The 18,161-nt window shown below is 70.9% G+C and carries 16 protein-coding genes; all 16 read right to left on the minus strand.

Going from position 1 to position 18,161, the window contains the following annotated elements; all coding sequences use genetic code 11:
- Nucleotides 1-37 precede the first annotated feature (37 nt).
- On the minus strand, nucleotides 38-1,114 hold the full coding sequence (locus tag GTO19_RS21460; RefSeq protein ID WP_291024762.1) for a phosphotransferase family protein: 1,077 nt from the start codon (nucleotides 1,112-1,114) through the stop codon (nucleotides 38-40).
- Nucleotides 1,111-2,418, minus strand: a complete 1,308-nt coding sequence (locus tag GTO19_RS21465) for a TRAP transporter large permease (protein ID WP_291024765.1) — start codon at nucleotides 2,416-2,418, stop codon at nucleotides 1,111-1,113. Before GTO19_RS21465 ends, GTO19_RS21460 begins: the two co-directional genes overlap by 4 nt.
- Before the next feature lies 1 nt (nucleotide 2,419).
- Nucleotides 2,420-2,911 (minus strand): TRAP transporter small permease, encoded by a 492-nt coding sequence (locus GTO19_RS21470; protein WP_291024767.1) that lies wholly within the window; start codon nucleotides 2,909-2,911, stop codon nucleotides 2,420-2,422.
- A 3-nt stretch (nucleotides 2,912-2,914) separates the two neighbouring features.
- A complete protein-coding gene (locus GTO19_RS21475; RefSeq protein WP_291024770.1) occupies nucleotides 2,915-3,955 on the minus strand; it encodes a TRAP transporter substrate-binding protein in 1,041 nt (346 codons plus the stop codon).
- 788 nt (nucleotides 3,956-4,743) lie between these two features.
- The gene (locus GTO19_RS21480) at nucleotides 4,744-5,967 is read right to left on the minus strand and encodes a CoA transferase (protein ID WP_291024772.1); all 1,224 of its coding nucleotides are present in this window, start codon (nucleotides 5,965-5,967) and stop codon (nucleotides 4,744-4,746) included.
- Nucleotide 5,968: 1 nt separating this feature from the next.
- The gene (locus tag GTO19_RS21485) at nucleotides 5,969-7,639 is read right to left on the minus strand and encodes an acyl-CoA dehydrogenase family protein (RefSeq protein WP_291025882.1); all 1,671 of its coding nucleotides are present in this window, start codon (nucleotides 7,637-7,639) and stop codon (nucleotides 5,969-5,971) included.
- Between the two features lie 20 nt (nucleotides 7,640-7,659).
- Nucleotides 7,660-8,976, minus strand: a complete 1,317-nt coding sequence (locus tag GTO19_RS21490; protein ID WP_291024778.1) for an FAD-dependent oxidoreductase — start codon at nucleotides 8,974-8,976, stop codon at nucleotides 7,660-7,662.
- Nucleotides 8,977-9,012: 36 nt separating this feature from the next.
- The gene (locus tag GTO19_RS21495; RefSeq protein WP_291024781.1) at nucleotides 9,013-9,867 is read right to left on the minus strand and encodes a MaoC family dehydratase N-terminal domain-containing protein; all 855 of its coding nucleotides are present in this window, start codon (nucleotides 9,865-9,867) and stop codon (nucleotides 9,013-9,015) included.
- The gene (locus GTO19_RS21500) at nucleotides 9,864-11,381 is read right to left on the minus strand and encodes a 3-hydroxyacyl-CoA dehydrogenase (protein WP_291024783.1); all 1,518 of its coding nucleotides are present in this window, start codon (nucleotides 11,379-11,381) and stop codon (nucleotides 9,864-9,866) included. Before GTO19_RS21500 ends, GTO19_RS21495 begins: the two co-directional genes overlap by 4 nt.
- Nucleotides 11,382-11,405: 24 nt before the next feature.
- Nucleotides 11,406-12,206, minus strand: a complete 801-nt coding sequence (locus GTO19_RS21505) for an enoyl-CoA hydratase-related protein (protein WP_291024786.1) — start codon at nucleotides 12,204-12,206, stop codon at nucleotides 11,406-11,408.
- Nucleotides 12,203-12,997, minus strand: coding sequence for an enoyl-CoA hydratase-related protein (locus GTO19_RS21510; protein ID WP_291024788.1), 795 nt, complete (start codon nucleotides 12,995-12,997; stop codon nucleotides 12,203-12,205). Before GTO19_RS21510 ends, GTO19_RS21505 begins: the two co-directional genes overlap by 4 nt.
- 2 nt (nucleotides 12,998-12,999) lie before the next feature.
- Nucleotides 13,000-14,202 (minus strand): acetyl-CoA acetyltransferase, encoded by a 1,203-nt coding sequence (locus GTO19_RS21515; RefSeq protein WP_291024791.1) that lies wholly within the window; start codon nucleotides 14,200-14,202, stop codon nucleotides 13,000-13,002.
- A gap of 10 nt (nucleotides 14,203-14,212) precedes the next feature.
- Nucleotides 14,213-15,676 (minus strand): 3-oxoacyl-[acyl-carrier-protein] synthase III C-terminal domain-containing protein, encoded by a 1,464-nt coding sequence (locus GTO19_RS21520; protein WP_291024793.1) that lies wholly within the window; start codon nucleotides 15,674-15,676, stop codon nucleotides 14,213-14,215.
- Nucleotides 15,673-16,593, minus strand: a complete 921-nt coding sequence (locus tag GTO19_RS21525) for an alpha/beta hydrolase (protein WP_291024796.1) — start codon at nucleotides 16,591-16,593, stop codon at nucleotides 15,673-15,675. Before GTO19_RS21525 ends, GTO19_RS21520 begins: the two co-directional genes overlap by 4 nt.
- Complete coding sequence (locus GTO19_RS21530; protein WP_291024799.1) at nucleotides 16,590-17,330, minus strand: SDR family oxidoreductase; 741 nt, start codon at nucleotides 17,328-17,330, stop codon at nucleotides 16,590-16,592. Before GTO19_RS21530 ends, GTO19_RS21525 begins: the two co-directional genes overlap by 4 nt.
- Entirely contained in the window at nucleotides 17,331-18,155 is an 825-nt protein-coding gene (locus GTO19_RS21535) for an enoyl-CoA hydratase-related protein (RefSeq protein ID WP_291024802.1), read from the minus strand.
- Nucleotides 18,156-18,161: the final 6 nt, after the last annotated feature.

The raw sequence follows: 18,161 nt of genomic DNA on the forward strand, positions 1-18,161 counted from the left end.
TGCGGGGCTGAGCGCCTTGGGAACGGCCCGGCGGCGCTCATGAAGCCAACTCCACGCCGCGCGCCTTGTTGGCGGCTTCGGCCATCAGGCGGTTGAGTTCGAGCAGGGTGGACGCGACCTGAAAGCCCATGGAGGCCATGCGAACGTCCTGCGCGCGGCCGCTCTCCACGCGTTGCGCGGCGCTCAGCAGCATGGACGCGCTCTTGTACAGGCCCAGCACCTCGTAGTAGCGCCAGGCCAGCGGGTCGGGCGTGAAGCCGGCCTGGCGCGCGTAGCGCTCGGTGAAGGCCTCGCGGGCCATGATGCCGCCGACGCGGCCGGTGCCGCCGGAGAACACGCGCAGCGCGGCCCAGGCCAGGTCCTCGTGCGGGTCGCCGGGGTGCACGAGCTCCCAGTCGAGCACGGCGGTGATGCGGCCGTCCTGCTGCAGGAAGTTGCCCACGCGGTAGTCGCCATGCACGATGACCACGCGCGGCGCGGTGGGCGCGTGGCGCAGCAGCCAGCGCATGGCGTGGTGCATCTGCGGCGGCGCGCGCGAGGCGTCGTCGGCGAAGCCGGCGTGGCGCCACCAGTACAGGGTCTGCTCGCGCGCCACGGTGGCGGCGTCGACATCGCCCCACAGGCGCTTCAGGGGCGTGGCTTGCCAGTCCACGCGATGCAGCGTGGCCAGGCCGTCGGTGAAGTCCTGCGCGAGGCTGGCGTTGTGCGCTTCGCCGCGCGCCTCGGCCGCGCCCTTCCAGGGCATGGGTGTGTCACCGTCCACGCGGCCGGTGACGAGGAACGGCGCGCCGATGACCGAGGGGTCGTCGCTGAACGCGAAGACGCGGGGCACCGGCAAGGCGGCGAGGCCCTGCAAGGCCTGCAGCGCGCGGAACTCGGGCTCGGCCCGGTAGGGCGCGAGCAGGCCCCGCGGATCGCCGATGCGCAGGATCAGATCGAGCGCCTCGCCGCCACCGTCGGGCGTGGCGCGGAGGCCCAGGGTGATCCACGAAAAACCCGCGGGAAAACGGCGCCAGCCGTCCAGGCGCAGTGGGCGCTGCAGCGCCCGGGAGAGAAAAGGACCGAGCCGGCGGCTCAGGGTGTCCGCCGACAGGTCCAGGCTGGGTGCGTTCATCCGCCGGTGCTCTTGAAGAGAAGGTTGGGCAGCCACAGGCTGAGCGCGGGGACCGATGCGATCAGCAGCACGCGCAGCAGGTCGGCCGTGATGAAGGGCAGCACGCCGCGCACCACCGAGCCCATGGCCATGTCCGGCGTCACGGACCGGATCACGAACAGGTTGACGCCGATGGGCGGCGTGATGAGGCCGATTTCCACCACCACCACGATCAGGATGCCGAACCACACGGGGTCGTAGCCGAGCGCGGTGACGATGGGAAAGAAGATCGGCACGGTGAGCAGGATCATGGACAGGCTTTCGAGAACGCAGCCGAGCACCAGGTAGATCGCGATCATGACCAGGATGACACCGAAGGGCGATAGGCCGCTGCCCTGCACCATGGCCAGCAGGCCTTCGTGCACACCGGTGATGTTGACGAACTCGCCGAACAGGGCCGCGCCCAGGATGATGGCGAACATCATGGCCGAGGTGCTGGCGCTGTCCGCGAAGATCTGGCGGATCTGCGCCAGCGTGAGGTTGTGCCGCGTGAGCGCGAACAGCAGCGCGGCCGCCGCGCCGATGCCCGAGGCCTCGACCGAGGTGAACAGGCCGCCGTAGATGCCACCCATGACGATGGCGAAGATGGCGGCCACCGGCCACAGCGTGCGCACCAGGCGGCGCACGTCCATCTTCACGCCCTCGGTGTGCACGGGCGCCTGAGCCGGGTCGCGCCAGACCATGTAGCGCACGGCCAGCAGGTAGCCGGCCATGGCGATCAGCCCCGGCACGATGCCGGCCGCGAACAGCTTGCCGATGTGCGTCTGCGTGGCCACGCCGTAGACGACCATGATCACCGAGGGCGGGATCAGGATGCCCAGCGTGCCGCCCGCCGCCACGGCGGCGGAGGCGAGCCTGTCGCCGTAGCCCAGGCGGCGCATCTCGGGGATGGCGACCTTGCCCATGGTGGCCGCCGTGGCCACGCTGGAGCCGCAGATGGCGCCGAAGGCGCCGCAGGCCGCGACGGTGGCCATGGCCACGCCCCCGCGGCGGCGGCCGATCAGGGCCTGCGCGGCGCGGAACAGGTCGCCGGAGATGCCGGCGCCCGCGACCAGGTTGCCCATGAGCACGAAGAGCGGCAGCACGATCAGCGTGTACACGAGCGTGCTGTCGCGCGTGATGGTGGCGGCCATGCTGAGCGCGGGCGTCCAGCCGTTGAGCAGCACCACGCCGCCGAAGCCGACCAGGCCGAGGGCGGTGGCGATGGGCACCTGCAAAAAGATCAGTGCGAAGGCGATGAGAAATCCCAGGGTGACGGAGAGCATGTCAGCGCGCCTCCTCTGCCAGCACGGTCTCGCGGCCCCAGGCCCCCAGCGCCTGCGCCAGGAAGATGAGCGCGCTCAGGCACGCGAGCAAGGCCATGCCCCACAGCACCCAGGCCGTGGGGATGCCGAGAATGGCAGAGGCATCGCCATAGTCGGCCGAGCGCAGGGCCTGGCGGCCGCAGGTCCAGGCGATGACACCGAACAGCGCCGCGCCGACGGCACCCGCCAGCAGGCGCTGGAAGCCGCGCAGCGCGCGCGGCACCGGCACCAGGTCCACCACGATGTGGCCGTGGCGGCGCGCGATCACGGGATAGAACACGAACACCATCAGGCCCAGCAGCACCTCCATCACCTCCGTGCCCCACAGCAGCGGGCTGTTGAAGAGGTTGCGGCCGGCCACGTCGATGAACACGATGAGCATCAGCGCCAGCAGGCTCAACGTGCCCACGGCCGTCAGTGCCCGTTCGATCCTGCCTTCCCGTGCGTGCGCCATGCCTTACTTCCCGCGCGAGGCGGAGGCCACCTCGGCGCGCAGTTCGTCCAGCAGCTTCTGCGGGTCGGCCACGCCCTTCTTCTTCGCCTTTTCGATCCAGTCTTTCTCGACCGGCGCGAGCAGCTTCTTCATTTCCTCGACCAGGGGCGCGGGCGCGGTCTCCACGCTCTTGCCGGCCTTGCGCAGGCCGTCGAAAGCGGCGCGGTCGCCCTTGGCGTAGGCCGCGCCGATCTTCGCGGCGAAGGCGTCGCCGCTGATCTTGGTGATGGCCTCGCGGTCGGCGGCGCTGATGGACTTCCACTTGTCCTCGTTGATGCCCAGCACCAGCACGGTGTTGTAGATGGCGCCGGGCACGATGGTGGCGTGCGACACCAGGTCGTTGAGCTTGAAGGCCGGGATGGACTCGGGCGGCATCAGGGTGCCGTCGAGCACGCCGGAGGACATCAGCTCGTAGGTCTCGCTCACGGGCTTGCTCACCGGCACGGCGCCCAGCAAGGTGAGCGCCTGCGTGGCGCTCGGCTGCGGGCTGCGGAACTTCAAGCCCTTGAAGTCGGCGATGCTGCGCAGGGCGCGCTTGTTGTTGAACAGCTGGCCCGGCGACACCACGTAGACGGACAGCGGGTGCACGCCCTTGAATTCACCGTACTGCGCGAGGTTCTTGCGGAAGAAGCGGTCGGCGATGGGCGCGAGCACCTCGGGGTTGTCGCTGACGAAGGGCATCTGCAGCGCTTCGAGAACGTCGAAGCGGTTGGGCGTGTAGCCGGGGATGAAGACCACCAGGTCGGCCTGACCGTCGCGCGCCACGTCGAACTGCGCGGGCAGCGTACCCACCACCTTGGGCAGGGTGTCGATCTTCACTCGGCCGGCGGTGACCTTCTCCACCTCGGCGATCCAGGGCTCGATGACTTCCATGCGCATGGCCTGGCCCACGGGCAACCAGTTGGAGTACTTCAGTGTGGTGGTCTGAGCGGACGCGGGGGCGGCGGCCGCGAAGGCGCCGATCAGCGCCAGGGCGCCGACGAGGCGGCGGGTGCGGGAAATCATGGCTTGTCTCCTAGGGTTGTGGGGGGTGACAGGGGCTGACGGACCGCGCAGAACGCGCCTGCGCTGCACGGCGTCAATAATAGTCCGACGGGACGGTATATGAGAAGGGCTTGATTGACCGTGTTACTTGGGGTTTCCCCTGTGGGTCGGACAGAAGGCTTTTCGCAGGGTGGGTTGGCGCGTCAGGGGCGGGCACAGGGCCGTGGCGGCTTCACTGCGGTGGTCCTCGCTGCGCGAGGACTCCCCTGCGATGCTCGGTCGGGTGGTCTGCGGCATAACTCGCTGCGCTGGCTTCGCCAGCTCCGCTCAAACAGATGCCGCAAATCAGATGACGAAGCGCGCTGCGCGCGCGGCCACCCGCCCTGCGCTTCTCGGCACCGCACAGGCGCCGCCACGGCCCGGTGCCCGCCCCTGACAAGTGACACCTGGGCTCGCCAAGAAGGAAGAAAAGAGGGATTTCCGCTCTCGCGTGCCAACCCTGTTCGCCAGCCGAGGGCCCGGGGTACGGTGCGGCGGGCGCCTGTGCGCTGGCGAGGAGCGCAGGGTGAGTGGCCCGCGCGCGAAGCGCGCTTCGTGAACTGATTGGCGGCATCTGTCTGAACGGAGCGCGCGAAGCGCGCGCAGTGAGTTATGCCGCCGGGCCGCTCACCCGAGCACCGCAGCAAACCCCTCGCGCAGCGAGGGGCAGCGCAGTGAAGCCCGCTGCACCGTACCCCGGGCCCTCGGCCCGCCCACCCGCTGCACCTGAAACCCGCCACATCCGGAATGGACCATGCGCTCACCTCGCATCAGCCCTCGGCCACACGGACCACACCCCGGTCGTGCAGACGACCGAACTGCGCGGCGTCGATGCCGAGGAGTTGCGTGAGCACTTCTTCGGTGTGCTCGCCCAACCGCGGCGCGGCCTGCGCCGGCACGCGCGGCACGGCGCCGAAGTCCAGCGGAATGCCGGCGGCGAGCATGTCGCCAACGCCGGGCTGTTGCACGGTGCGGAACATCGGGTTGGCCGGCGAGCACTCGGCATCGTTCGCGAGCTCGGCGATGGTCTGGTAACGGCTCCAGCAGACGCCGTGCCGGTCGAAAGCCTGCGCCACGTCGCTGAAAGGCCGCGCAGCGATCCAGGGGCCGATCAATGCGGCGAGTTCGGCGCGCGCCTTGAAGCGCTCACCCTCACGCGACAGGTCCACGCCCAAGCGCGCGCCAAGTGCGTCGATCTCCGCGCCAAGCCCGGTGGCCTCCACGATCGAGCGCCACTGCTTGAGCGTGAGGCCCACCACCATCACACGCTCGCCGTCCTGCGTGACGAAGTCGCGCCCGAAAGCACCGAACAGCGCGTTGCCGTGCCGCTCTCGCGGCTGGCCCTGTTGCGCCTCGGCGATGAAGCCCAGGTGCTGCATCACCGCCAGCGCCACGTCCTCCAGCGCCAGCTTCACGTGCTGCCCCTGGCCGGTGCGGCGGCGGTGGCGCTCGGCGGCGAGCAGGCCCACGGCCACCATCTGGCCGGTGATCAGGTCCCACGCGGGCAGCACGTGGTTGACAGCGCCCTCGCCGTCCACGGGTCCGGTCATGTACGGCAGGCCCAGGCGCGCGTTGACGGTGTAGTCCACGGCCGAGCCGCCGTGGCGATCGCCCATGAGCGTCAGCTGGATCAGGTCGGGCCGCTTCGCCTTGAGCTGCTCATGGTCGAGCCAGCCGCGCGGCGGGAAGTTGGTGAGGAACAGGCCCGCGTCCTCGCCCGGCGCGCAGGCGATGGCCATGGCGAGCTCGCGGCCTTCGGGCGAAGCCAGGTCGAGCGCCACCGAGCGCTTGGCCTTGTTCAGGCCGCACCAGAACAGGCTGGTGTTGTCCTGCGTGACGGGCCAGCGGCGGTAATCGAGCCCGCCGCCCAGCGCGTCGATGCGGATCACGTCGGCGCCCATCTGCGCCAGCGTCATGCCGCCGAGCGGCGCCGCCACGAAGGCGGCGGCCTCCACCACGCGCAGGCCGCTCAGGATGCCCTCTTGCTGCGTCATCTCAAGCTCCCGCCGATGCGATGCCGAGCGCGCGTTCCATCAGGCTGCGCGCCACCACCTTGAGCGCGAGTGTCTCCTCCGCGCCTTCGAAGATCGAGAGCACGCGCGCATCGACGAAGTAGCGGCTCACCGGCGTCTCTTCCGCGTAGCCCATGCCGCCGTGCAGTTGCAGCGCCTCGCGCGTGACGAGTTCGGCCGAGCGGCAGGCCAGCAGCTTCACCAGGCTGGCCTCCATGCGGCCGTTGCCGCCATCGACGATGCCCGCCACCGTGTACGCCAGGCGCCGGCAGGCCGCGAGCCGCGCGCCCATGCGCGCGATCTTGGCCTGCGTGAGCGCGAAGTCGGCCAGCGGCGCGCCGAAGACCTTGCGGTCCTGCGTGTAGCGCACGGCGGCGCGCAGGGCCGCGCGCATCACGCCGCAGGCGCGGGCCGAGGTCTGCATGCGCCCACCCACCATGCCGGCGAGCGTGTAGTAGAAGCCCTTGCCCAGGCCGGCCTCGCCACCGACCACGTTGGCGTCGGGCACGAAGTAGTCCTGGAAGGACAGGTCGAAGGAATGCATGCCGCGGTAGCCGATGGTGGGGATGGCGCGGCCGCTGAGCTTGCCGCCGCCGTCCTGCACCACCTCGAACTGGTGCGTGTCGAACGCGGGCTTCTCGGCCAGCAGCACCGACAGGCCCTTGTGCCCCAGCGAGCGGTCGGGGTCGGTGCGGGTCACCACCATCAGCACGCCCGCCTTGCCGGCGAAGGTGCACCAGGTCTTGGCCCCGTTGAGCAACCACCCGCCGGGCACGCGCGTGCCCTTGAGCTGGCAGGCCGCGAGGTCGGAGCCGCAGTCGGGCTCGGTCATGGCGATGGCGCACAGCGGGTCGCCCGCGGCCAGGCGGGGCAGCCAGTGGTGCTTCTGTTCGTCGGTGCCACCCGCCAGCAGCGCCTTCGTGAGGATCTCGGGGCGCGTGATCAGGCTGCCGGCGGCCGCGAGCGAGCCCTCCGACAGGGCCTCGGTCACCACCACCATGAGCAGGGTGTCCTCGTGGTCGTTCGGTGCGCTGCCGCCGTGCGCCTCGGGAATCGCGAGGCCGAACACGCCCATCTCGCGCATGGGCTGCAGCAGGGATTCGGGCACGGTGAGGTCGTGGCGGTGGATGGCTTCCGCCTGCGGCGCCACCACCTCCTGGGCAAAGCGGCGGAAGGCGTCCTGCGCCAGCGCGTGCTGCTCGTCCAGCGCCACCTCGCCCACGACGCCCTGCGCGTCGATCACGCCACGCCCGGCGGCCTGCAAGGCGTCGCTGCCACCGGCGGCCTGGCGCAAGGCGCGCCACTCGGGCAGGGCCCGCAGCGCGTCCACCGCGGCCGGGTCCTGGCCGGACTCGGCCAGCATCACGTCCAGCCGGTCGAGCAGGGCCACCACCGCCTCCACCGTGAACACCAGCGCGAGGCGCGCGTCCAGCGGCGCGCTGGCGGGCGTGAGGGCCGCGATGGCGGTCTCGGCGGCCAGCAATTCGGCGCCGGCCCAGGCCATCTCGAAGCTGGCCACCTGCTGCTCGTCCAGGCGCCGGGCGTTCAGCCGCCCGCCGTCCTGGCAGCGCTGTGCCAGTGCCAGCACGCCGGCGTCGAAGAGGGAGCGCACGCGCGCCAGAACGGCGGACGCGTTGGCGAGTTGTTGTTGCATCGGTTCTGCCATGTCGGACATCAAGCCACCTTGCCCACGCCGAGCACGCCCAGCGCCTTGTGGGCCGCCTCGCGCCCCGTGTCCACGCAGGCCTGCGTGCCACCGCCGCCGTAGTCTTTTACCGCATCGCCCACGTTCCAGAGGTTGGGCAAGGGCGTTTCCTGCGGCAGGTCGTAGCCGGCGCAGGAGCGCTGGGCGGGCCATTCGTCGCGCATCACGCGGATGGAGAGAATCTTCGCATCGGCGAAGCCGGGAAACTCGTTGCGCAGGTCCTGCAGGCCGAGTTCGGTCTCGGCCTTCTCGTCGAAATCGCCCAGCGCGGGCTTGGGCACCACGTAGGCCACGTACAGGTACCAGCCGGGCGGCGCCATTTCGGGGCACATCGCCGTGAGTTCGCCCAGGTTGCACAGGCGCTCGGTGTTGGCGAAGGTGATGAGGCCGGGCTGATCGATCAGGCGCTGCTGCGTGGCGAAGTTGACCACGATGTTGGCGGCAGGGCGCAGCACCTGGCGCGCCTTCGCCACGTAGGCCTCGCCCATGGCCTGTTCGCCGGCCAGCCGGATCGTGGCACTCGGCCCGACGTTGCTGATCACCACGCTGGCATCGATGCGTTGCGTCACCCCCTTGCGCACCACGTCCACGCCCGTCGCCCGGCCGCCTTCCACGTGGATCTTGCTCACCGGCGCGTCGAGCCAGATCTCGCCGCCCCTGGCGCGGATGCCGGCGCCCAGGTCGTTCCACAGGCCGATGGTGCCGCGCGGGCAGAAGCCGAAGCGCTTGAAGGCGCCCTTGAAGGCGAAGTAGGTGAGGAAGGCGCGCGCGGGCAATTCATCCGCGTTGGCGGCCCAGATGGCCGCGCAGAAGTTGCGGAACAGGCGGTGCACGGTGGCGTTCTTCGTGAACTTCTTCAGCCAGTCCTCGGTGGACAGCGTTTCCTCCGGCAGGTCCGCGTTGCCCTTGCGCACGTCGCCGAAGCTCGCGCCGATCTTCGCGGCCGCCTTGGTCAGCCCGCCGAGGATGAGGTTCCAGCCACCGCCCTTGCTGGGGTCGATGATCTTGCCGTCGATGCGGAAGACGGTGGCGGGCTGGGGCTCGCGCACGTCCAGCGGCACGCCCAGCAGCTCGAAGGTCTGCTCGAAGCCGCTGCCGCGCTCGATGGCGATGGCGCCGCGGTTGACGATGAAGCCATCGATCTCTTCGCTGGAGGCGCGGCCGCCGAGGCGGTCCTGCGACTCCACGAGCAGCACCCGGCGGCCCGCGGCCACGAGGTGGGCCGCCGCACTCATGCCGCCGGCACCGGCGCCGATCACGACGGCGTCGTAGTGGGGGTGGGTCATCTGTCTGTCTCCTGGGGATGTTCGTGTGGGTTGGGGTCAGCGCCAGCGCAGCGTGGCGTTCATGCCGATGAAGCCTTGGGCGTCGCTGGTCCAGAGCGCGGCACCGTCGGCGTTCAGGCGGCCGTTGAGGTGAAGCTCGTCGGTGTCGAAGGCGGGGCGCTGCGCGCGGAAGCTGAAGTGCGCGGCTTGCGACCCGGGCCGTTCGCGCGCGGCCAGGTCCAGCAGCAGCGTGGCCAGCAGCGGGCCCTGCACCACCAGCGCGGGGTAGAACTCCTCGCGCGTGGCGTAGTCGCGGTCGTAGTGGATGCGGTGGCCGTTGTAGGTGAGCGCGGAGAAGCGGAACAGCATCACCGCATCGGGCCTCAGCGCGCGCCGCCAGGTGGCGTCGGTGGGCGCGGGTTCGCCGGGTGGCAGTGGCGCGGGCGCGGCGGGCGCTTCGCGAAAGACGATGTGTTGCAGCTCGCTGATGCGGGGCCGGCCATCCTGCTCCAGCTCGTGCGCGACGGTGACGAAGACCAGCGCGCCGGCCTTGCCCTGCTTGAGTTCCACGCTGCGCACGGTGGAGGTCTTGCGCGCCGCGCGGCCCAGGCGCAATGGCTCGTGCAGCGTGAGTTCGCCCGCGGCCCACATGCGGCGCGGCAGCGGCACGGGCGGCAGAAAGCCACCGCGTTTCGGGTGGCCGTCCGCGCCGGTGCCTTCGCGGCTGGGCGCGTCGAGGAAGTAGAGCCAGTGCCAGGGCAGCGGCAAGGCGTCGCCATCGCCGTGCGCCTGCTCGCGGTCGAGCAGCCCCGCGAGCGCACGCGCCGGGAAGGGGTCGAGGTGCTGCTCGCGCGATTCGCTGCGGCCCACCCACTGTTGCAGGTGCGCCAGGTCAACGGGCGTGGCACTCATCGCAGGGCCTCCGGTGTGGTGATCGGCAGCCCCAGCGCCACACGGCGCACGAGCCAGGCACTGGGGCGGTAACGGGGATCACCGGTGGCGGCGAGTTGCGCGCGCAGGATCTCCAGCAGGCGGCCGGCGCCGAGCCGGTCACCCCAGCCCAGCGGGCCTTGCGGGTAACCCAGGCCCAGGCGCACCGCGTCTTCCAGATCGGCCACGCTGGCGATGCCGCGCTGCGCGATGTTGGCGGCGATGTTGACGATGGTGGCGATCACGCGCTGGGCGATGAACCCGGGGCTGTCGTTGATGAGGGTCACCGCGGTGCCGTCCTTCGCCAGCAGCGCGTGCGCGGCGTCGCGCGCGGCGGGCGAGGTGACGGCCGTGAGCATGAGCGTGCGGCGCAGCGCGAGTGGCGGCAAGGGGTCCACGGCGACGCAGCGCGTGGCGTCCAGACCCAGCGAGATCGCGGTGCTGGTGGCGTCGTTGCCCCAGGGCATCACGAGGTTCAGGTCCGCGTTGGATGCCTCGTCGACGAGGCGCACGCCGGCCGCGATCGCGAGTTCACGCAGTCCGGCAGCGCCGCTCGCGGCAGGGTCCACCCACACCGCCAGCGCCTCGGGCAAAGCAGGCACGGCCCGCGCAGGCGGACGTTGCTGTTGCCCGTCGACGTAGCGGTACCAGCCCTCGCCGCTCTTGCGGCCGAACAGGCCGGCGGCCACGCGCGGCGGCAACAGGGACGAAGGACGGAAACGCGGCTCCTGCTGGAACTGCTCGTAGATCGAGGCCATCACGCGCGAGGACACGTCCAGGCCCGTGAGGTCCAGCAGCTCGAAAGGCCCCATGCGAAAACCCAGGGCCTCTCGCAGCACATCGTCCACATCGGCGGGCGTGGCCACCTGTTCCTCGACGATGCGCAGGCCTTCGGTGTAGAGGCCGCGCCCCGCGTGGTTGATGAGAAAGCCCGGCTGGTCGGCCGTCACCACGGCGCGGTGGCCCGCACCTTCCGTGAGTTCGCTCAATCGCCGCACCACGGCGGGCGCGGTGCGCACGGCGGCGATGACTTCGGCCACCTTCATCAGCGGCACGGGGTTGAAGAAGTGCAGGCCCGCCACGCGCTCGGGCCGCCGGCAGGCGGCCGCGATCTCCGCCACGGTGAGCGAGGAGGTGTTGCTGGCGAGGATCGCGTGGTCACCGAGCAGGCTTTCGAGTTCGCGGAACAGCGCGCGCTTGACCTCCAGGTCTTCGACGATGGCTTCGATGACCAGTTCGCAGCCCGCGAGATCGGCGAGGCTGTCGCAGGCCGTCAAGCGGCTCCTTGCGCTGTCGTGCTCGTTGGCCGTCATGCGCCCCTTCTCGACCGCGCGCGCGAACATGCCGTCCACGTACTCGACGGCCTTCGCGGCGGCGCCCGGTTGCGCGTCGTGGCAGACCACCGTGTGGCCGGCCTGCGCGAAGAGCTGCACGATGCCGCGGCCCATGGTGCCGGCGCCGACGACGCCGATGGTGGTGAGATGTGCAGTTGCCATGGATCGTGTTCTGGCGTGCCGCGCTCAGCGGCCGTTGAATTGCGGTTTGCGCTTGTCGAGGAAGGCGCGCATGCCCTCGGTCTTGTCCTCGGTGTCGAAGAGCAGCAGGAACTCGCGGTTCTCCAGCGCGAGCGCGGCGTCCAGCGGCAGATCGGCGCCCTGGCGCAGCACGCGCTTGGTGGCCTCAATGGCTTTCGGCGGCATCCGCGCGGCCTTGCGCGCGAGTTCCAGCGCGCGCGCCAGCGCCTGCCCCTCGGGCGCGAGTTCGGCCACCAGGCCCAACTGGAAGGCGCGCTCGCCGGTGAGCGGCTCGGCCGTCATCAGCATGAGGCTGGCCACCTGCTTGCCCACGGAGCGCACCAGGCGCTGCGTGCCACCCGCGCCGGGCATGATGCCCACGGCCAGCTCCGGCTGGCCCAGGCGCGCACTGGCATCGGCCACGATGAAGTCGCACATGAGCGCGAGCTCGCAGCCCGCGCCGAGCGCGAAGCCGCTGACCGCCGCCACCACGGGCTTGCGCGCGTTCGCCAGCGGCGCCCAGTACTGGCCGAGGTCGATGCCGGCCACGTCCTGCGCGCCCTTGTCGACCAGCAGGTTCAGGTCCGCACCGGCCGCGAACACGCTGTCGCCACCGGTGACGACGATCGCCTTCACGGTCTCATCGGCCTCCAGCTCACGCACGGCGGCGGCGATGGCGGCGCGCATGGTGAGGTCCAGCGCGTTGCGCTTCTCGGGGCGGTTGAGCGTGAGCACGCCGACCGCGCCGTCGCGCGACACCACCACGGGCGCTTGAGCAACGGCGGCCTGAACGCTGGTCCCGCTCACCGTTTCGCTCCGGGCCGCCCGATGAAATCGGCGGCGCGCTTGTCGCGGAAGGCCGCGTAGCCTTCCTGAAAATCCTCGCCGAGCAGGCACACGGCCTGGTCGGATTCTTCACGTTGAAGCTCGTCGTCGAGCGAGGCCGCGGGCTGGTTCAGCCGCTGCTTCATGCGGGCGAAGGCCTCGGTGGGCAACTGCGCGAGTGTGCCGGCCAGCGCCACGGCGCGGTCCATCACCTCGGCGTCCTCGCACATCACGTCGGCCAGACCGATGCGCAAGGCCTCTTCGCCAGGCACGGGCTCGCCATCGCTCAACAGGCGGCGCGCCACGGGCAGGCCCACGCGGCGCGGCAGCGTGAGCAGTTGCCCCCAGTCGGGTGCCAGGCCCAGCTTGAGGAAGGGAAACAGCACGCGCGCGCCGCGCCCGATGACGATGCGGTCGCCCAGCAGCGCCAGGCCCACCGCCGCGCCCGCCGTCACGCCTTCCATGGCGCTCACCACCGGCACGCGCGCACCGGCCACCAGGCGACACAGCACGTGGATGTGGCGCATGCGCTCGCGCGCCTGGGCTTCGTCCAGCCCGAGCATGCTGGGGATGTCGCCGCCGGCGGAGAACACGCATTCCACCCCACCGAGCACCAGGGCGCGCACCTGCGCGTCGTCCTGCAGCGTGAGCAGGTGATCGATGAAGCCCTGGCGAACCGCGTGGTCGATCGCGTTGCGCTTGTCGGGCCGGTTGATGCGCAGCCGCGCCACGTGCGGCGCGGGGCGGTCAAGCAGAACAACGGGATCCCTCATGTTCAGACGCCTTCCAGCCCCACGATCGACACCGAGCACGCGTTCTGCGATGGCTGGCCACCCAGGTTGTGGATCAGCCCGGTCTTGGGATCGGCGAGCTGGCGCGGACCCGCGCGCCCCTGCAGCTGCAGGTAGATCTCGTAGAGCATGCGGATACCGCTGGCGCCCACGGGATGACCGAAGCACTTGAGGCCGCCATCGATCTGGCAGGGCAGGCGGCCGTCGGCGTCGAAGTGGCCATCAAGCACGTCTCGCACGCCCGCTCCCTCGTCCGACAAGCCCAGGTCTTCCATGGTGACGAGCTCGGTGATCGAGAAGCAGTCGTGCACCTCGGTCATGCTGATCTGCTCGCGCGGGTCGGCGATGCCGGCCTCCTCGTAAGCGCGCCTGGCCGCGATGCGCGTGGTGTGCACATAGCTGCCGTCCCATTCGCTGCCTTGCAGCTCCCAGCCGTTGGACACCGCCACCTGCAGCGCCTTGAAGGTCACGAGATCCTTCTTGCCCAGGCTGCGTGCGATCTCGGGCGTCGTCACGATCACTGCGGCCGCGCCGTCGGACACGCCTGCGCAGTCGAACAGGCCCAGGGGCTCGGCGATGATGGGCGCCTGGATCACCGTCTCTTCGCTCACGGCCTTCTGGAAGTGCGCCTTCGGGTTCTTGGCGCCGTTGGCGTGACTCTTCACCGACACGTGCGCGATCGCGCGTTTGAGCAGCGCCGGGTCCACGCGGTGCTTGGCCTGGTAGGCCGCGGCCAGTTGCGCGAAGTTGGCGGGCGCCACGGCGTTCGGGTACCACTGCGGGATGTAGGTCCCCACGGTGGCCATGGGCAAACCGCCGTAGCCTGTGTCCTTGAGCTTCTCCACGCCGAGTGCGAGCGCGATGTCGCAGGCGCCCGCGGCCACCGCATACACCGCGGCACGGATCGCCTCGGAGCCGCCCGCACAGAAGTTCTCCACGCGCGTCACGCCGATGTTGGGCAGGCGCAGCGCGATGCTCATGGGCGTGCCGCCGCGGCCCGTGCCCACGTCGTCCATGTGGGTGGAGAACCAGGCCGCGCCGAGCTGATCGGGCGTGATGCCGGCGTCGGCCATGGCCTCGTTGTAGGCCTCCAGCATGAGGTCCTCGGGGCTGGCGTCCCAGCGCTCGCCGAACTTGCTGCAGCCCATGCCGAGGATGGCGACCTTGTCCTTGATGCCTTGTGCCATGTGGTTCTCCTCAGGCCTTGGTTGCGCCACGCACCGGCGTGGCTTTCCAGAAGTACCGCGTGAAACCGCGGCGGTCATCGACGTCCTTGATGCGGAACACCATCTCCATGGACGTGCCGGTCTCCACCTCGCCGACCTCCAGGTCGGTGAAGTCCATGAGGATGCGGCCACCGCCCTCGAAGTCGATCTGCCCGTAGTGGTGCGGCGGTGCCGGGTGCCACGAGAGGTACTCGGCCGACCAGCTCAGGATGCGCGCGGGCCGGTCGGCCAGCGGATGGGGCTTTTGCGTGTCCTGCAGCGGCTTGCTGTCGTAGCTCAGGCGCGAGGGCGGGAAGTGCACGCTGCCCGTCACCTCGCAGCGGCCCGCCACCAGGCCCTGCAGCGCCTGGTGGTGGCGCCAGGCGGTGGACAGCGCGGTCTTGCGGTCGGCCTCGCCGCGCATGCCGCGCTCCAGTGCGAGCTGACCCTTGAACGAGAGGAAGCGCGTGTAGTGCTTTTCCTCGATGCCGCGCGCCAGCCACTGGCTCACGCCGCGCGCGGGCTTGAAGGTGTCGATCGCGTCGGTGACGCGGAACACCAGCGCCTGCGCGCCGCTGCCGAACTGCGCGAGCACGATGCGCTGGCCGGGCCGTGCGGTTTCCAACGCGTGCGCCAGCAACAGCAGGCCATGCGGCAGACCGCTGTCGCCCACGGCGTCGTTGAGGTTGGCCACCACCGCTTCGGGCCGGATGCCGCAGGCCTTGGCGAGCTGCTGATCCATCTTGGCGAAGGTGGTGGGGAAGATGAAGTGGTCCACCTCGCTGGCGGCCACGCCGGCTTGCGCCAGCGCGGCGTTCACCGCGCGCGGCACCAGCCTGGTGATGCCCTCGTCGCGCACCCAGCGCTCTTCCCAGTGGTAGTCCACGTCTTCGCCTGCCGCGCGGAAGTGGTCCACGAAGTCGGCGGTGACGGTGCCCGCGCCCAGGTACTCGGCGAGCACGTTCTCCCGGCCCACGAGCAACGCGGCGGCGGCGTCGCCGTACTCCAGTTCCTGCGCGCTGGCCGCGCGCGTGCGGCGGTTGTCCGCGGCCAGCACCAGCGTGTCGCCACCACCGGCCGCCACCCGCGCCACGGCCTGGGTGAACGCGGACAAGGCGGCGCGCTGCGTGCCCCCGAGGTCGAGGGCCTCGATGCCGTCGTCGAGCGCGAGCGCGCCGGCCACCACGCCCGCGTTCAGGCGCTCGGCGAAGGGCAGCGTGTCGCTGGCCAGCAGCAGCGCGCGCACGGTCGCCCGATCGCGTGAGGTCGCGGGGCCCAGGCAGTCGCGCGCGGCGGCCACGGCCAGGGTGATGCTGTCCTCGTCCCAGTTGGCGAAGGCGCGCGTGCCTTTGCGGCCGGCGAACTGCGGGGCGTACCAGGCGTTGGCCTGTGCGGCGGCCTGGCGCGACAGGCGCAGGCGCGGCACGTAGCCACCGTAGGCGGTGATTCCGATCATGCTGAGGGGTCTCCGTTGGGAACAAGGCCGAGTTCGGCCGCGAGGAATCGGCCGCCCTGTCGCAGCGCGTCGCGCGCCTGGGGCAGCTCGTTCGGGAATTGCTGGAACACGTGGACCATGCCGGGCCAGGCCTGGCACTCGGCCCGGCCGCCGGCCGCGTTCACGCGCGCGGCGAAGGCCACGGAATCGCTCAGCACGGTCTCGTGGTCGCCCACCTGCAGCAGCAGCGGGGGCAGGTGCGCGAGCTGCTCGTCGCTGGCGTACAGCGGCGAAGCCAGCGGGTCGCGCGGGTCGCCCTCCTTGCCGAGAAAGTTGCGCGCCATCGCCTGGATCATGGGGCGCTGGTGGATCGGGTCGCTCGCGGCGCGGGTCTCGTAGCTCTCACCCGTGGCGGCCAGGTCGGTCCAGGCGGACATCACGAAGGCGGCGGCGGGCGTGGCGTCGTCGCCTTGCAGCGCGAGCAACGCGGCCAGCGCCAGGCCGCCACCAGCCGAATCCCCGGCCAGTGCGGTGTGTGGCGCGGCGTAACCCTCGGCGCGCAACCACGCCAGCACGGCCAGCGCGTCCTGCAGCGGCGCGGGGTGCCGGTGCTCGGGCGCCAGCCGGTAGTCCACACCGAGCACGCGCGCGCCGGCCTCGGCCGACAGGCGCGACATGAGTTCGCGGTGCGAGGCGAGCGAGCCGACCTGGAAGCCACCCCCATGGAAGTAGACGATCACGCGGTCGGTGCGCGCACGCGGCGCGGTGACCCAGGCGCAGGGCACGCCACCGGCGGTGACGGGCTCGAAGGCGGCGTCGCCGGTCGCGCTGAACAGCGCGTCCCAGTCGGCGCGCATCTGGGCCACGGGGGTGTCGCGGCGCCAGCGGCCGTAGACCGCTTTGACGCGGGCGATGACGGTATCGACAGGATCGGTCATGCGCCGCACCCCATGCCGCCGGAGACACCCAGCACTTCACCCGTGACGTAGCTCGCGGCATCGGACGCGAGAAACGCCACAACGGCCGCCACTTCCTCAGCCGTGCCCAGTCGGCCCACGAGCGTGGCCTGCGTCATCGCGTCCATCAGCTTGTCACCGCCATCCGCCACGGCCTGGCGCAGCAAGGGCGTGTCGATAGGCCCGGGCGCCACCACGTTGGCGGTGATGCCCTTGCGGCCGTTCTCGCGCGCAATGGAGCGCGTGAAGGCGATGACACCGCCCTTGGCCGCTGCGTAGACCGAACCGCCGCGCGAACCGAGCCGGCCCGCTTCGGAGGCGACGTTGACGATGCGCCCGAAGCCTTGCGCCTGCATCGACGGCAGCACCGCGTGCGTGGTGTTGAGCACCGCCTCCAGGTTCACGCCGAGCAGCCGGCGCCAGTCCGCCGGGCCGGTGTTCGTGAAAAAGGCGTGCTGGTCCACGCCCGCGTTGTTGATCAGCACGTCGAAGGGGCCGTGTTCCGCCACCATGGCGTGCACGCGCTCGAAGTCGCAGACGTCCAGCACCAGCGCCGTGGCACCGGTCTCTTGCACGAGCCGCTGCGCGGCGTCCACCTGCAAGTCGGCGAACACCACCTGGAGCCCGTCGGCCGCGAGGCGGCGCACGATGGCCGCGCCGATGCCATTGGCGCCGCCGGTGACGAAAGCGCGTCGCCGCGCGGTCTGCTCATGGGCCATTCAACGCCCCGTGAAACGCGGCGCGCGTTTCTCGATCACGGCCGACAGGCCCTCGCGCGCGTCGGCCATGCCGGACAGCAGGGCCTGGATGTGGTTCTCCTCGGGCATGGCCGCTTCCACGCTTTGTCCGATGCCGTTCCACAACAGTCGCTTGGTGTTGGCCAGCGCGGCCGGCGCACCCGCCGCGAGCTGGCGCGCGAGCGACCAGGCCTCGTCCATCAGTTGCTCGTCAGCCACCACGCGCGTGATGAGCCCGATCTCCTTGGCCTCGGCCGCCGTCAGCGTCGGGTTGAGCATGAGGATCTCCATCGCACGCCGAAAGCCCACCAGTTGTGTCAGCGTGACCGACACGCCCGCGTCCGGCACCATGGCCACGCGCGTGGCACCGGCCAGAAAGCGCGTGGACTCGCCGGCCACCACGAAGTCGGACGAGCACACCAGGCCCATGCCGCCACCGCCGGCCGCGAAGCCCTGCACCGCCGCCACCACGGGCGGGTTCAGGCGGATCAGCGCGGCCGTGGCGAGCTGCAGCAAGGCGGTGGCCACGCGGATGTAGTCGGGCAGCGCCTCGCCTTTCGACAGGAAGGTGTGCACATCGCCACCGGCGCAGAAGTGCTTGCCTTCGCCGGTGAGCAGCACGGCGCGCACGCGGCCGTCGCCATGGATGCGCAGCACCGCCTCGTGCAGCGCGCGCAGCAGTTCCACGTTCAGGCCGTTGGCCGCGTCCGGGCGGTTCAGGCGCAGGTGGGCCACGCCATCGGCGTGCAGCTCCAGGCGCACCGGGCCTTCGCCCACCAGCACCTCGGGTGTCGTCTCCTGGCTCATCGTTCT

The organism is Hydrogenophaga sp. (genome assembly GCF_011772445.1).
Classification (GTDB): Bacteria; Pseudomonadota; Gammaproteobacteria; order Burkholderiales; family Burkholderiaceae_C; genus Hydrogenophaga.

Bases quoted from the DNA above. Each gene is read 5' to 3' on its own strand.
- GTO19_RS21460 (WP_291024762.1), bottom strand. From the start codon at position 1,114: ATGAACGCACCCAGCCTGGACCTGTCGGCGGACACCCTGAGCCGCCGG.
- GTO19_RS21465 (WP_291024765.1), bottom strand. From the start codon at position 2,418: ATGCTCTCCGTCACCCTGGGATTTCTCATCGCCTTCGCACTGATCTTT.
- GTO19_RS21470 (WP_291024767.1), bottom strand. From the start codon at position 2,911: ATGGCGCACGCACGGGAAGGCAGGATCGAACGGGCACTGACGGCCGTG.
- GTO19_RS21475 (WP_291024770.1), bottom strand. From the start codon at position 3,955: ATGATTTCCCGCACCCGCCGCCTCGTCGGCGCCCTGGCGCTGATCGGC.
- GTO19_RS21480 (WP_291024772.1), bottom strand. From the start codon at position 5,967: ATGACGCAGCAAGAGGGCATCCTGAGCGGCCTGCGCGTGGTGGAGGCC.
- GTO19_RS21485 (WP_291025882.1), bottom strand. From the start codon at position 7,639: ATGCAACAACAACTCGCCAACGCGTCCGCCGTTCTGGCGCGCGTGCGC.
- GTO19_RS21490 (WP_291024778.1), bottom strand. From the start codon at position 8,976: ATGACCCACCCCCACTACGACGCCGTCGTGATCGGCGCCGGTGCCGGC.
- GTO19_RS21495 (WP_291024781.1), bottom strand. From the start codon at position 9,867: ATGAGTGCCACGCCCGTTGACCTGGCGCACCTGCAACAGTGGGTGGGC.
- GTO19_RS21500 (WP_291024783.1), bottom strand. From the start codon at position 11,381: ATGGCAACTGCACATCTCACCACCATCGGCGTCGTCGGCGCCGGCACC.
- GTO19_RS21510 (WP_291024788.1), bottom strand. From the start codon at position 12,997: ATGAGGGATCCCGTTGTTCTGCTTGACCGCCCCGCGCCGCACGTGGCG.
- GTO19_RS21515 (WP_291024791.1), bottom strand. From the start codon at position 14,202: ATGGCACAAGGCATCAAGGACAAGGTCGCCATCCTCGGCATGGGCTGC.
- GTO19_RS21520 (WP_291024793.1), bottom strand. From the start codon at position 15,676: ATGATCGGAATCACCGCCTACGGTGGCTACGTGCCGCGCCTGCGCCTG.
- GTO19_RS21525 (WP_291024796.1), bottom strand. From the start codon at position 16,593: ATGACCGATCCTGTCGATACCGTCATCGCCCGCGTCAAAGCGGTCTAC.
- GTO19_RS21530 (WP_291024799.1), bottom strand. From the start codon at position 17,330: ATGGCCCATGAGCAGACCGCGCGGCGACGCGCTTTCGTCACCGGCGGC.
- GTO19_RS21535 (WP_291024802.1), bottom strand. From the start codon at position 18,155: ATGAGCCAGGAGACGACACCCGAGGTGCTGGTGGGCGAAGGCCCGGTG.